We start from the raw sequence: 13323 nt of genomic DNA, 5'->3' as shown, positions 1-13323 counted from the left end.
CCGGTGTCCACGATCAAGGGGAAAGCCCCTGAGCCGGTCACCGCAGAGCAGGCATTACGCCGCTTCCTGACCGCGCTCGGCGTGCCCTCGGGCGACGTACCGCAGAATGTGGACGATGCAGCCGCACTCTACCGTTCTCTCCTCGCCGACCGCCGGATGCTCATCGTGCTCGACAACGCTGCCACCGTCGGTCAGGTACGGCCGCTGATTCCCGGCAGCGGAGACAATCTGGTCCTGGTGACCAGCCGCAGCCGCTTGGCCGGCCTCACCGTGCGCGATGGCGCTCGCAGGATCACCCTCGGCACGCTCCCCGAGCCGGAAGCCGTCGCACTGTTGCGGGCCGTCACGCAGGACTACCGCCCGGGCGACGCTCCGGACAAGCTGACAGAGCTGGCCCGGCTGTGCGCACACCTCCCGCTTGCCCTGCGGATAGCAGCCGAGCGCGCCGCCAGTCACCCGCACCTGAGCCTCGACGACCTGCTTGCAGACCTGCACGACGAGTCCGCACTCTGGGACGCGCTCAGCACGGGAATCGACGAGGAGGCCGAAGCCGTCCGGACCGTCTTCGCATGGTCCTACCGCGCGCTGCCACCGCAGTCGGGACGCCTCTTCCGACTCCTTGGCCTGCACCCGGGACCCGAGTTCGGGCTCCACGCGGCCGCCGCGCTCGCCGACCACACCCGCAACCGCGCCCGGCAACTCCTCGACGACCTCGTCGGCGCCCATCTGCTGGAGCAGACCGGCCCCGACCGTTACCAGTTCCACGACCTCCTGCGTGCCTACGCCGCCGACCAAGCTCACGACGAGGAACCCACAGAGCAGCGCGAAGCTGCCCTACGCCGCGCGCTGGACTGGTACCTGCACACTGCCGCCGCGGCACAGACATGGCTCCAACCCGGCGAGGACCAACTGCCGCTGCCCCAGGCGACCACATCCCTGCCGCCACTGGCTTTCGCCGACTACGATGCCGCCGCCGACTGGGCAGAACGCGAACGCACCACCTTCCCGCACGTCGTACGAGCCGCTGCCACGGCCGGGCTACACGAGCACGCCTGGCAGCTCACCGCAACGCTGTGGAACGCGTTGTCCGCTTCCGCTGCCTTCGCGGACTGGCTCGACTTCGCACCCATCGGCCTGGCTTCCGCCGCGCAGGCAGACGACGCGGACGGGCAGCTCCTGCTGCTCAACCAGCTCGGTATGTCCCACCGTTCAGTCAACCAGCTCGACCAGGCAGTCGGCTTCTTGAACCGCGCCCTCGTTCTCGCCCGCACCGCGCGGAAGCGGATTGATGAGGCGCATGCCCTCAACCTCCTGGGCCTCATCCACCTGCGCACCCGCCGACTCGAAGCGGCCACCGCCCACTTCGTACAGGCCATCAGCATCTTCCGCGACGTAGGCGGCGAGCGCTGGGCTGCCTCCGCCCAGTCCAACCTGGCCGGCGCCCACCTGGAAGCAGGCCACCTCGGGGAAGCAGACGCCGCGATCCACGCCGCCCTCGCTGCTCACCGCGCCCTGGACAACCAGCAGAGCACCGGCAACTCCCTGTGGCTCGTCGCAGAGCTCCATCGCGAGCGGGACGAGATCGAGGCCGCGCGCGAGGCCATTGATGAGGCCCTCGGAATCGCGCTGAGCCTGCGCAATCGTGGACTGGAGGGCTTCTGGTTGCTCACTCTCGGCGGCATCCAGCGCGCCGCCGGGCAGCACGGCGACGCTCTGGCCTCCTACCGGCAGTCGGCCCTGCTCCACCGGCGCCTCGGTGATCGCAGTCGGGAAGCCCTGGCCTGGCGTGGCACGGGTCAGACGTACGCTGCAATGGACCGCTGCGGTGAGGCTGCCGCCTTCCACCGACAAGCCGCGGCTGTCCACCGAGACCTCGGGGACGAGTGGGAGTTCGCCGTGGAGCTCGACCACCTGGCCGCCGCTCTCCACACAGAAGACCCCGAGGCGGCTCGCGCCCACTGGGCCGAGGCCCTGACATACCTGACCCCCTACACCGACCCCCGGGCCAGGGCCATACGCTCACGCCTGGAGAGGCGGCTGGCCGAAGCCGCCGACTGAACACGCCGCCGCCCGGAAGGACAGGACTACGAGGTGTGGCACGGCTGCCCGACGGCGTGTTGAACGCTCGTGCCCTGCGGCCAAGGTGCCTCGGGCGGCGCAGTGGGCTGGCACCAGCATGACCCTGTTCTGCGCGGTCGACGCGTGACTTCCCGTCGGGCTGCCGCAGGGCGAGGGCGGGTACAGAGGCTCGTGGCGTCGCAGACAAACGTGCCGGAATCGGCGGGCTCGCAAGCCGGGTTGCGGCGTGTCTCCCGCTTGCCCGCCCGGGCGGGGCCCGCTCACCACACGTCACCGTCCGCGAGCCGTTGTTCCCGCGTTCGCATCACCTTGAGCGTGGCCGGGGCGTCAGTCGGCCACAGCCGACCTCCTGCCGCTCGCAGGTAGGGAATGCCGTCCCTGATGTCGGTGACGATCGCCCGGCGGCCAGTGGCGTATTCGACTTCATCACCGACCCGCGGACGGTCACTAGAGTTACGCATGGCTACCTCCCAGCATGCCGATGGTGAGCACGAGAACAAGCGCGGCCAGGCACATCAGGTAGGTGACGATGCGCCGCTGGTGAGGAGTCACGGGGCCCTTCCGAGCAGCACGGCGCGCAGGGTGGGCTGGACGGGCTCGTCGAACGTGGTGACTGTCCGGCCTCCGGCTGCGATGACGCGCTGTTGGAGCAGCAGACGGTGCGTGGTGTCGGTTGCCAGCCTTTCCGAGGTGTGCACCAGGCAGAGCACCTCGTGATGGTCCGCTTCTGTCTGCATGATGGTCAGCAGTGCAGTCAGTTGCGGCCGGTGCATGGTGAGGGCGTGCTCGCCGAGGTCGACCCAGCGGCCGGCGATGGGCCAGCCCATGTCATCGGCGTAGTGGCGGCAGCCTTCCAACCGCATGTGGAGCTGTCGGCGGGATCGGCTTGCGCTGCGGTCGTAGATGAAGGCCAGCGGTGGCGACGGGGCGGCTGTCATCGCTGGCCCTCCGCAGTGTGTCGGGCCAGCAGGTACTGGCAATCCCGGGCGAGCTGGTGCACCTGGATGTGAGCGGAGAGCACCCCTTGCCCGAGACCCCGACTGAGCTGTCGCTCGATGCTGTCGAGCCGGGCCTCGAGTCGGTGGGCCTCGATGCTGCTGGGCCATAGTCGCCGGGCGGACTCACGAACCTCGGGGAGGAGGAGAGCGATGTGCCCACTCAGTTCCTCCTCCAGGTGGGTCAGGGCGCCGGGGGCCGGTCGGCCGAAGCCGAGACGCAGTGCGCGCCGGATCGTCGTGGTGATGGTCTCTGCATCGACCGGTAGCAGCTCGTGTCCAGGCGAGGCTCCTACGAGGTGCGCGACGCGGTGGGCTGTTTCGCGCTCGTCGCCGTACTGTCCGACCTCGTACCCGTAGGCGGTGACGTAGCGGCCATCGTCGGCGGCAACGTCCTCGCGGGCTGCCGAGTTCAGCGGGTGGGAAGCAGAGAGGGCGGTCGCGTCGGTCCAGACGACCATGACACCGTTCGCTCGGAGGTGCTCGGCCAGAATGGCGGCCGAGTCGTTTCTCGTGTCCATGGTTGTAGTGCACTGTGAAGCGAGCCGACTGGGGATCTGACAACCTATGACACGGACTTGATCATGGCTATGAGCATTGCCATCACCGGAACACGGTCAACGGGACACCACGAAATCACCTGGTACACGGACCTCTTCGCCCGCTATCTCGGTCCGTTTGCGAGCGAGGACGCCCACTTTCATATCGGTGGGGCGAAGGGGATCGACTCGCTGTCGTTGCTGTGGCTGGCCGGCCATGCGCGGTCGACGATCACGATCGTCGTCCCGGGGACCGTCGACCAGCAACCGGACGAGGCCCAGGAGGCGATCAGCCGGTGCAAGGACCGGATCGCGGAGGTCGTCGAACTACGTGCATCCGAATTGCGGACGCCTGCCTACTACGCCCGGAACCGATACATGGTCGACCGGTCCGAGATGGTCATTGGGTTTCCTCTTGACGGGAGCGACAGCACGTCCGGCACATGGCAGACGATCGAGCACGCTGCGACGAGCCGGAAGCCTCGCTTGATCGTCCCTGTGTGACGTACGGCACGGGCATGATGGGGACATGAGCGCGCACGATCGCCAGCGCGGTGCGGCCACGCTGAAGCAGTTGCGCCGCAGCCGCGGCATGTCCTTGGCCGACACCGCCCGCGCCCTGATCGACGTGGCAGCCCGTCTCGGACAACCTCTGGACGTCAGCGTCGCCAGTGTTCAGCGGACCGTCGCTCGATGGGAAAGTGCCAGGCCGATCTTGCCCAGCGAGCGGTACCAGCTGCTGCTCGCGCACCTCTACGCCCGACGCTCCGATGGCGAGACGTGCCTCGGCTCCGGCTCCGATTTCGCCGAACTGCTCGACGCTCTCAGGCACCTCGGCGAGAGCGAGCAGGCCGTCGTCGAGCTTCGCCGACTGCTGGTGCGTACCTCGACGGACGACAGCAAGAGTCTGGACCTGCTGGCGTTGCTCGGCCCGCAGGCGCGCACCACGTTGGTCACGGCGCTCGCGGATCCGCGGCGGGTGGACGAGGCCCTGCTCGATGTGATGAGGACCGGCGTGAGTGATGTGAATCGCGAAGTCGGCAGCCTGCCGTTCGTACGGCTACAGCTCCTCCTCGCGCCCGTTGTCGAGTCGTGCCGGCGACTGCTGCTCGCCGACGACGTTCCCGCGTCGCTGTTGCCGGGCCTACGTACCATTGGCGCAGAGGCGTACACGCTGGCAGGCCGACTCGCCTTCGAAACACGCGATGACGCCGCTTCGCACAGCTTGTACACCGCCGCCACCGAAGCGGCCGGGAAGATCGGGACGCCGTGGCGACGGGCCATGGTGCACATGAGTCATGCTCTGGTCACCCTCTATTCGACGCCTGGCCTGGAACCCGCTCGGCAGCTCGTCGACTCCGCGGTGCGCGATGCACGCGCCGGCGGCAGCACCATCGTCCGAGCCCGTGCCCATGCGCTGCAGGCAGAGATCACCGCGCGGGCGGGAGGAGAACATGCTGAACGGCAGGCGCGGGCGGCTCTCGCCCTGGCCTGGTACGACCTCGACGGCGACCATTCCGACGATCCGTCGACGTCCTCCTTCACCGCCGCACACCTGCGAGGCTTCGAGGGCGTGACGTCGTTGTACGTCGGCGACGCAGCCGCCGCGCACGACGAGTTCGCCCGGTCCGCAGCGGCGCTCACCCGGCCGCGCGAGCAGGTACAGCGAGCCATCGTCAGGTCTGACCAGGCACTGGCTCGACTGCGCCTCGGCGACCCGCAGTCGGCAGCCACACTGCTGCACGAGTGCATCAACGCCACGTCAGCGACTGGCGGACGAGTGGCGACGATCCGGCTACGCCATGCCCGACGCGAGCTGCGGCCGTGGCGCCGGGAGGACTGGGTTGCCGACCTCGACGATCACATGATCGATGCCCTGGGCGCGTAGGCGAAAGCATCACCTGCTCCGGCAGGACAGGCACCGCCAGCGGCCCTGAGCCTTCCGCTGGCGTGGCACTCAACTGTTGGCAACCGCAGGGCACGGGGTCCAGCGATGCTGGACCCCGGCGATGCTGCACTTACCTGTGAATGATCAGGCAGGCCATCCCGGGCGAGACGCGTCCTGAAAGGTCTTTCCACTCAGTGCACAGCCGCGAGCCGTCCGGAAAGTTCTGGTTGATGCTCCAACTTGTGTGGTCGGTGTTGCCATTGGTGTCGGCCGACGTCCAACCCCGGATGTTCTGCTTCCACTTCCCGTTCTCCCAGAGGGTCAGGAGTGCCTGGGCATGGATCCGGTGGGGTGTCCGGGAGGTGGTCACGCTGTCCACGTGCAGACCACTCCCATAGACGGTGAGCCGGTTCCCCAGTCGGGTAGCGGAGCCTGTGGCTCCCGCGGGTGGGGCAATCACCAACACGGCAAGTGCGGCAAGGCTGGCTGAAGTCTTCGCTTTTCTTCGCATGCTGAAAGAACGAGGAGAACGGCCTTCTCGTCTCGCATGTACTCGGAGATCAGTCCGTGGTGTGAAGGCTGCAGATCCACCTGACGGGGACGATAGCGTCGCTTTGTCAGGGCGCTATTGAGCCGCTTTCGGTGACCGCGATCACTCTCCTCGGCGGCTATTAGCCGAATCGCGGCCCGTCTCGACAACACAACAAAGACCTCTTGATTAGCGGCTTCCGCTCTTCACGAGCGCCGAGGTTCGGTGGTCGCGTTGCAGCCGCGATCACCGTGGAGGTCTTCAGCATGACCCCTGTTCTGTTCATCGCCGCATCTCTGACATTGTTGTTCACCCACGCAGGCTCCGCTGCGCTCGACGAAGCAAGCATGTGCGTGCGCCCGGGGCGAGGCCGCCACCGTCGCGTCGCCCGAGGGCGCCACGCCGTGCGAGGGGGGCGACGATGACCCCGCCGCTGCACCGCAAATCCAACGTCGTCCGCGTGCTCTGGCGCTGGACCGGAGACACCCCGCATGCAGTGTCGCGTGCCCGAACCGCCCTGCACTGCGCCTTGGACCAACTCGGTTATGGCGGAGGGGAAGTCGAAGATGCCGTGCTGGCCGTCTCGGAGCTCGTCGCCAATGCCCTTGAGCATGCACCGGGCCCATATGAGATGAGGCTGCGTCGGGTCACGGCTGGAATGGTCTGTGAGGTGGTGGATCGAGATCCTCGCATCCCTCGGATCCCCGACATGTCGGCAGGGATGTCATTCGCTCCCGTACCGGAAACGCGCGGGGGCGGCTTGGATGCTTTGTTGGGGGTCCTGTCGGAACGGGGCAGGGGCCTTCACATCGTGCATCAACTCACCAGTGGCCGCTGGGGCTTCATGGCGCGCACGCGCGAAGGGATGAAGGCCGCTTGGATGCTCATCCCCGGCGGCCGAGCGGACGGCTAGGGGCTGGTGACCGCAGGCTGCCACCAGGCCGGACGGCAGCCTGCAGGTCGTTTCCGGGGCGCATCGACACAAGACTCCGTGAGAGGCGCAGGACGTCGGATGGGCCTCACTCGTTGCGGTTGAACTGCGCAACACCGGGTAACTCCAGTTTGCAATTGATCACAGAGAGTGGTTATTTGGGGGCTGTTGGTGACGGAAGGTGGGGGATTGTGTTGAGTGGCGGCCGAGTGACGTTGCGGCTTTGCGGTGCCTGCATGGTTTCGACGGCTCTGGTCCTGGTGGGTGGGTGTGCTGGGGAAAAGCCTGGCGCCAAGCCATTGCCGGAGAGGACAGCTGAAGCGACGGCGTCTCATGCGCCTGGCGCGGAGCACACGGCAGCCCTTGAGGCCTACCGAGCCATGTGGCGCGATCTGACGAAGGCGTCGGAAACGTCCGATGCGGCGTTCCCGACGCTGGGAGATCACGCAACCGGTGGCGCCCTTGAGTTGATGAAATATGGCTTGCGGAAAGGCAAGGAAGACAAGGTCGTCAGTAAAGGGGCGCCAAAGGTGAACCCTAAGATCATCAGGGCGACAGGCCGGGAGGTCGTGTTGCGGGACTGCGTGGACGCCCGGAATTGGCTGGAGTACAAGCTGAACGGTGAGTTGAAGAATAACGTGCCGGGCAGTCATTTCCGGGCCGATGCAACTGTTCGCCCCAGTGAGGGGGTGTGGAAGGTTTCACACCTTTATATGCACGAATCTGGATCGTGCTGATGCCTGGATCTATCGCAGCCGGGGGCGTGGTTATGGGCGCTCTGGCGATGCTCTCCGGTGCGGCCTCTGTGCTGGCCTGGGCGGATGATTCCCATTCGCGATTCGCGGCAGTCACGTGCGCCCCGGGTCAGTGTGAGGTGGCGGCTGGCAGCGTGTCGAAACAGCCGGACCGTCCGAGCGAGAACGGTCCCACAGCGCAAGCGGCGGATGCGAATTCGAGTCGTGGGGGCGTGAAGACCCCACCGGCCGGCGAGACAGGTGGCTGGGGGCCCGCGTTGGCCACGATGGGCCTGGCCAAGGCGGGTAAGGGGATTTTTCCGCGTTCTGACGGCGAGGAGTCGCACAAGCCCAAGGCGGACGTGGAGCAGCACGTGCCGGTGGAGGCTGTGGTGCAGCGGGCGGTGTCGCGGTTGAAGTTGCCGAGACCGGTGATCCGTACGAGTCCGAGGGAGGATTTCGTGCAGGTAGTCAACCTGCCGACGTGGATGTGGGTGGAGCGTGGGACGTGGGGTCCTGTCACGACATCGGCGGCGGCGGATGGGGTGGCAGTGACGGCGATCGCCAGGCCGCGGCGGGCGGTGTGGTCGATGGGTGAGGGCGGCACGGTGGTGTGCCGGGGACCGGGGACGCCGTACTCGGCCCGGTTTGGCCCCAAGGCATCGTCGCCGGACTGCGGATACACCTACCGGCGGGCTTCGACATCCGAGACTGGGCAGGCGTTTCGGGTGTCTGTGCGGGTTGTCTGGGATGTCGAGTGGGAGGGAGGTGGGCGATCCGGAGCGGTGCCGGGGCTGACGATGTCGGCCGAGCGGCGACTGGTGGTCGATGAGGTGCAGGCCGTCGTGACGAGCTGACGGCTGGAGTGGTCGAACGGTGCGGTGCTGATGCGCCGCTCGGTGGAAGTGGACGTTCTTACTGCGGGGTGAATTGTGGGTACCTCCTTGTCTTCTTCAGCCCCGAAGGGGGCTGCCGTTGGTGTGCCGGGGGCGCGTCGCGCGGGTCCGGAGCGGAAGCCGGTGGCGACGGGTGGCCGGAGGCGTCGGCTGGGCTGGGTGTGGGCCGGGGTGGGGGCGGTGGTGGTCTCGGCGGTCGGCTTCACGATGGTCGTAAAGATGGCGGGTGAGCGGGACCGGGTGTTGGCGGTCGCTCACGACGTGCCAGGAGGTCAGGTGCTGGAGCCGGGTGACCTGCGGGTGGTGGAGGTGGCTGCGGAGGCGGGTGTAGTGCCGGTGGCACAGCGGGGCGCGGTGTTGGGGCGGCGGGCGCGGGTGCCGCTGGCGGCCGGGGCACTGTTGGCGCCGGGGCAGGTCGGAACGCGTGCCGGGTTCCCGCCGAAGGGGTCTTCACAAGTGGCGTTCGCGGTGGAGCCGGGCGGCTCGCCGCCGGACCTCTCGCTTGGTGAACATGTTGCAGTGTTTTCCGGGCCGGCGGCCACCGGAGCTGTGGCGGGTGACGCGGAGGACAAGGTGCCGTCGGTGGTGACCGGAACGGTGACGGGGGTGCGGGCACCGGAGTCGGCGGGCGGGCCCCGTGTGGTCACGGTGCTGGTGGAAACCGGGGCCGCACGACGGGCGGTGCAGTTGGAGAGTCCGCGTGTAGTGGTGCTGCCGGCAGAGGGGCGTGAGGCCCCGTGAGACGTCTGGTGGCGGTCGGGTCGGTCTCGGGTGCGCCGGGGGTGACGACGACGGCGCTGGCGTTGGGCGCCGCCTGGCCGCGTGAGGCGGACGGTGGGGTCCGGCCGGTGATGGTCGAGGCGGATGGCTCGGGTGGTGACCTGATGATGCGCTTCGGACTGCCGCCTGCGCCGTCGTTGCTGGATGTGGCGGCCGCGGTCGGGAAACCGCATCCGGGTTCGCTGCTGGGCGCGGTGAGCGAGCTGCCCTTCGGCGTAAGGGCAGTGGTCGCGGTGCCCGGGCGTCGGCCGTGCAACGAGGCCGTGAAGCTCTTGGCTGCCGAAGGCGGCCGGCGCCTACTGCTGGGAGAGGAAGGCGATCAGGGAACGGTGCTCCTGGACGTCGGGCGGCTCGGCGAGGACACCGTGCCCCTGCTGCGGGTCGCTGATCAGGTGGTCGTGGTGGCGCGGGGTGGTGCGGAGCCGCTGACGCATGTGTCTGCGTACGGCCTGGAGGCTGAGGTGTTCGCAGAGCGCTTGACGTTGGCAGTCGTCGGGCCGTGCCCGTATCCGGCGGATGAGGTCGCGGGAGCGCTCGGCATCGAGAAGGTGGTCTTCGTGCCGTGGGATGCCAAAGCCGTAGCCGCGATGAGCCGACCGCGCCGGGGAACTCTGCCTACGACGGGTTTTCGGGCACGGCCGCTGATGGCTGCTGCCCGGCTGCTGGCCCGACAGTTGGGCTATCCACGGGAGGCCGAACCAGAGACCTCGGTGGACGGGCAGCGGCCTCGGAGGCTTGTGGCTGCTGTGCGTGATGAGGGGAGTCCCTCGTGGGCGAGACGGTGATGCCGCCGCCAGGTGTGATCCCGGTACAGGGCGAGCACGAGCTGGTGCTGCTGGTGCGGCAGCGAGTGGCGGCGCGACTGGCGGAGTATGCCGGTGAGCGGGAGGCAGCGGGGCTGCCGGCGGAGGGTGAGGCGGCACGCCGGGCCACCGTGGACCGTCTGCTGGTCGAGGAGCTCGGCGCCCAACGGCGCCTGGCCCTTTCCTACGGAAGCCAGATTGTCGATGCGGCCATCGAGGAAAGGGTCGTCCAGGCGGTCACCGATGCGCTGTTCGGGACGGGACGCCTGGAGCGACTGCTGGCGGACACCACGTTGGAGAACATCTGCGTCAACGGCTGCGATGTGGTCTGGGTCAAGGACGCTTCCGGGACGTGGCGCCGCGAGAGTCCCGTGGCGGCCTCAGATGCTGAGCTGGTGGAACTCGTGCGCACCCTCGCGGCCAATACGGGCGACGAAGAGCGACGCTTCGACAGGGGAATGCCTCGGCTGAATCTGCAACTTCCCGATGGCTCTCGTCTCTTCGCCGTCATGGCAGTCACCGGTCGGGTCTCGTTGACGATCCGACGCCATCGCTTCCCGGTGGCGTCGATGGCCGAGCTGGTGCGACTTGGGGTGTGTGACCAACAGCTGGCGGCTTTCCTGACCGCGCTGGTGCGGGCACGCAAGAACATCGTGATCGGAGGCGGGACCAACGTCGGCAAGACCACGGTGCTGCGGGCCTTCGCGCACGAGATTCCGCCCGCGGAACGACTGGTAACGATCGAGGACACGTTCGAGCTCGGGCTGGACGCGGATCCGGCGGCGCACCCGAATGTGGTGGCCATGCAGGCCAGGGAGCCAAACATCGAAGGGCAGGGCGGCATCGACCAGGCGGAGCTGGTGCGTTGGGGACTGCGGATGTCCCCGGACCGGGTCATCGTCGGCGAGATTCGCGGCGCGGAGGTCATCCCGATGTGCAACGCGATGTCGCAGGGCAACGACGGCTCCCTGTCCACCATCCACGCCTCGACCTCGCGCGGGGTCTTCACCAAGCTTGCCTCCTACGCGGCTCAGGCCCCAGAGCGACTGTCGCTGGAAGCGACGAATCTGATGGTCGCCTCCGCCGTCCACTTCGTTGTGCATCTGGGCTGGGATGCGGCGGGGCGACGGGTAGTTGACTCGGTGCGGGAGGTCGTCGACGCGGATGGGGCGCAGGTCGTATCGAACGAGGTCTACCGTCCTGGGCCGGACGGGCGGGCCGTTCCCGCAACTCCCCTTCGTACGGAGACCCTCAACGACTTGGTCGCGGTTGGACTGGAGCCCCGGGCTACCACCGAGGCTCCGTGGTGGGGAGCAGCCGGATGACCACAAGCAACTGGGGAACCGGCGCCGTCACAGCGGTGGCAGTGGCCTGCGGCACAGTGTGTGGACTGGGGCTCGTGGCGATCGGCTACGGAGCCGTACGAAGGACGGCGCGGGAGGAACAGCCGGGGCTCAGGCGGCGTTGGCTGATCGAGCGGCTGCCCAGGGACTGGACCACCCGCCGCTTCGCGATCGCAGTGACGGTCGGTGTGGTTGTGGGTGCCCTGACGGGTTGGCCCGTGGCATCGGTGCTGACCACGGTTGGCGCCCTGACGCTGCCCGGTCTGCTCGGCCCGGACCGGGCGACGGCCTGGCGGACAGAACGTATGGAGGCACTGGCGGCGTGGACGGAGATGCTCCGCGACACCCTCTCCGCAGCGGCAGGCCTGGAGCAGGCGGTGCTGGCGACGGCCGACATTGCGCCGGCCGCCCTTGAGCCTGAGATGCGGAAGCTGGCTGCGACCGTGCGGTCGGGGTGCTCCCTGCCCGCCGCGCTGCGGGGATTCGCCACGGACGTGGATGACCCACTGGCGGATGTGGTGGTGGCGGTACTGGTCGTGGCGGCTGAGCAGCAGGCAGGGCAGCTGGCGCCGTTGCTGGGTGAGCTGGCGGAGTCGGTGCGGGAACAGGTGGCCATGCGCCAGCGCATCGACGCCGGACGCGCCAGCGTACGGACCGGAGTACGCGTCACCGTGATCGTCACGTTGGGGATGGCCGTGGGCATGGTGGTCTTCAACCGCCCCTACCTCGACCCCTTCAACACCTGGACCGGGCAAGTCATCCTGGCGGCGGTCGGTGGCTTGTTCGCCGCCAGTTTCACCTACCTCTCCGCGATCGGCCGGGTCGGCGAACCCGTCCGCCTGATTCCCCCTGCCGTCGCCGGAACGGGGCCTGCACTGGGAGGCGAATCGTGATCGTTATGGTGCTCGGGGCGCTCTTCGGTGCTGGAGCGGCCGCCCTCGTCTACGGGCTGCGTCCTCCCAGGCCCGCCCTTGCCGATGTCCTGGCCGCACTCAACACGCCCGTGGAGCTCGTCTCTTCGCCGAGACAGGAAGCGGAGAAGACGGAGTGGGCGACTCGACTGGGGCGGCGTGCCGTGCCGCTGGTGCGAGCGCTCGGTTTCCCTACGAAGTCGTTGTGTGCGGATCTGGCCGTGTGCGGCACGGATGAGGAACAGCATCTGGCGGGCAAGGCGGCCTGCGCGATGACTGGGCTCGTCGCACCGTGGGCCGTGGTCCTGTTGCTGCGTCTGGGGGTCGATGTCGCGGCGGGATGGTGGGTACCGCTGGCCGGATCCCTGGCCCTAGCGGCAGCGCTGTTCTTCGTCCCCGACCTCGATCTGGGCAGACGGGCGGAGTGCCGACGACGCGAGATGCGGCACACCCTCAGCCTCGTCCTGGACCTGACTGTGATCGCCCTGGCCGGCGGCGCCGGCGTCCAACAAGCCCTGACCCAGGCCATCGCCGCGCCGCAGGGTTGGGCGGCAGGCGCCTTGCGGCACGCCCTGCACGTCGCGCAGCTCACCCGCACCAGCCCGTGGACCCACCTGGGAGAACTCGGCAGACAGCTCGGCGTCAGCGACTTGGTTGAACTCGCCTCCACCTTGAGCCTCGCAGGCAGCGAGGGCGCCAAGATCCGTGGGTCGCTGGGCGCGAAAGCGCGGGCGATGCGGCGGCGCCGTACGTCGGAGGCCGACGGGGCGGCGCAGGCGGCCACTGAGCGGATGTCGCTGCCTGTGATGGGGCTGTTCGCCGCCTTCCTGCTGTTGATCGGCTACCCGGCCCTCGCCCACGTGCTATCCGCGACCTGACCGCCCCGAACCGTACG

General features: G+C 68.3%; 13 protein-coding genes. 11 read left to right on the top strand and 2 right to left on the bottom strand.

The genetic code is table 11. From position 1 onward, the window contains the following. The first annotated feature begins 3 nt into the window (after nucleotides 1-3). Entirely contained in the window at nucleotides 4-2058 is a 2055-nt protein-coding gene (locus JNO44_RS10300) for a tetratricopeptide repeat protein (RefSeq protein WP_205363241.1), read from the top strand. Nucleotides 2059-2627: 569 nt separating this feature from the next. On the opposite strand, the gene JNO44_RS10295 is transcribed toward JNO44_RS10300, so the two are convergent. Both JNO44_RS10295 and JNO44_RS10290 read right to left on the bottom strand, forming a co-directional pair. Beyond that, entirely contained in the window at nucleotides 2628-3017 is a 390-nt protein-coding gene (locus JNO44_RS10295; RefSeq protein WP_205363239.1) for a recombinase family protein, read from the bottom strand. Then, on the bottom strand, nucleotides 3014-3595 hold the full coding sequence (locus JNO44_RS10290) for a DUF6415 family natural product biosynthesis protein (protein WP_205363237.1): 582 nt from the start codon (nucleotides 3593-3595) through the stop codon (nucleotides 3014-3016). The genes JNO44_RS10295 and JNO44_RS10290 overlap by 4 nt, the downstream gene beginning before the upstream one ends. A 69-nt stretch (nucleotides 3596-3664) precedes the next feature. On the opposite strand from JNO44_RS10290, the gene JNO44_RS10285 reads away from it, so the two are divergent. From JNO44_RS10285 to JNO44_RS10240, 10 genes are all read left to right on the top strand, one after another. Further along, nucleotides 3665-4117 (top strand): DNA-processing protein DprA, encoded by a 453-nt coding sequence (locus JNO44_RS10285; protein ID WP_205363235.1) that lies wholly within the window; start codon nucleotides 3665-3667, stop codon nucleotides 4115-4117. Nucleotides 4118-4142: 25 nt separating this feature from the next. Further along, nucleotides 4143-5501 (top strand): NsdA family TPR-like regulatory protein, encoded by a 1359-nt coding sequence (locus JNO44_RS10280; RefSeq protein WP_205363227.1) that lies wholly within the window; start codon nucleotides 4143-4145, stop codon nucleotides 5499-5501. Nucleotides 5502-6451: 950 nt separating this feature from the next. After that, complete coding sequence (locus JNO44_RS10275) at nucleotides 6452-6943, top strand: ATP-binding protein (RefSeq protein WP_205363225.1); 492 nt, start codon at nucleotides 6452-6454, stop codon at nucleotides 6941-6943. A 254-nt stretch (nucleotides 6944-7197) separates the two neighbouring features. Continuing rightward, on the top strand, nucleotides 7198-7698 hold the full coding sequence (locus JNO44_RS10270) for a hypothetical protein (RefSeq protein ID WP_240167513.1): 501 nt from the start codon (nucleotides 7198-7200) through the stop codon (nucleotides 7696-7698). Nucleotides 7699-7982: 284 nt separating this feature from the next. Continuing rightward, the gene (locus JNO44_RS10265; RefSeq protein ID WP_420882632.1) at nucleotides 7983-8552 is read left to right on the top strand and encodes a hypothetical protein; all 570 of its coding nucleotides are present in this window, start codon (nucleotides 7983-7985) and stop codon (nucleotides 8550-8552) included. A gap of 162 nt (nucleotides 8553-8714) precedes the next feature. Then, nucleotides 8715-9332 carry an SAF domain-containing protein gene (locus JNO44_RS10260; RefSeq protein ID WP_240167512.1) on the top strand — a complete coding sequence of 206 codons (618 nt, stop codon included), beginning with the start codon at nucleotides 8715-8717 and terminating at the stop codon, nucleotides 9330-9332. Next, a complete protein-coding gene (locus JNO44_RS10255) occupies nucleotides 9329-10156 on the top strand; it encodes a MinD/ParA family ATP-binding protein (protein ID WP_205363223.1) in 828 nt (275 codons plus the stop codon). The genes JNO44_RS10260 and JNO44_RS10255 overlap by 4 nt, the downstream gene beginning before the upstream one ends. Then, nucleotides 10141-11499: a TadA family conjugal transfer-associated ATPase gene (locus JNO44_RS10250; RefSeq protein ID WP_205363221.1), complete on the top strand. Its 1359-nt coding sequence runs from the start codon at nucleotides 10141-10143 to the stop codon at nucleotides 11497-11499. The genes JNO44_RS10255 and JNO44_RS10250 overlap by 16 nt, the downstream gene beginning before the upstream one ends. Next, nucleotides 11496-12410, top strand: coding sequence for a type II secretion system F family protein (locus tag JNO44_RS10245; RefSeq protein WP_205369649.1), 915 nt, complete (start codon nucleotides 11496-11498; stop codon nucleotides 12408-12410). The genes JNO44_RS10250 and JNO44_RS10245 overlap by 4 nt, the downstream gene beginning before the upstream one ends. Next, the gene (locus tag JNO44_RS10240) at nucleotides 12407-13306 is read left to right on the top strand and encodes a type II secretion system F family protein (protein ID WP_205363220.1); all 900 of its coding nucleotides are present in this window, start codon (nucleotides 12407-12409) and stop codon (nucleotides 13304-13306) included. The genes JNO44_RS10245 and JNO44_RS10240 overlap by 4 nt, the downstream gene beginning before the upstream one ends. The last annotated feature ends 17 nt before the right edge of the window (nucleotides 13307-13323 follow it).

It is taken from the genome of Streptomyces noursei (assembly GCF_016917755.1).
GTDB lineage: Bacteria > Actinomycetota > Actinomycetes > Streptomycetales > Streptomycetaceae > Streptomyces > Streptomyces yunnanensis.
This window is presented reverse-complemented; position numbering and strand designations above follow the sequence as displayed.

Coding starts and splice junctions, on each gene's coding strand:
- JNO44_RS10295 (WP_205363239.1), bottom strand. CDS start 3,017: ATGACAGCCGCCCCGTCGCCACCGCTGGCCTTCATCTACGACCGCAGC.
- JNO44_RS10290 (WP_205363237.1), bottom strand. CDS start 3,595: ATGGACACGAGAAACGACTCGGCCGCCATTCTGGCCGAGCACCTCCGA.
- JNO44_RS10285 (WP_205363235.1), top strand. CDS start 3,665: ATGAGCATTGCCATCACCGGAACACGGTCAACGGGACACCACGAAATC.
- JNO44_RS10280 (WP_205363227.1), top strand. CDS start 4,143: ATGAGCGCGCACGATCGCCAGCGCGGTGCGGCCACGCTGAAGCAGTTG.
- JNO44_RS10275 (WP_205363225.1), top strand. CDS start 6,452: ATGACCCCGCCGCTGCACCGCAAATCCAACGTCGTCCGCGTGCTCTGG.
- JNO44_RS10270 (WP_240167513.1), top strand. CDS start 7,198: ATGGTTTCGACGGCTCTGGTCCTGGTGGGTGGGTGTGCTGGGGAAAAG.
- JNO44_RS10265 (WP_420882632.1), top strand. CDS start 7,983: ATGGGCCTGGCCAAGGCGGGTAAGGGGATTTTTCCGCGTTCTGACGGC.
- JNO44_RS10245 (WP_205369649.1), top strand. CDS start 11,496: ATGACCACAAGCAACTGGGGAACCGGCGCCGTCACAGCGGTGGCAGTG.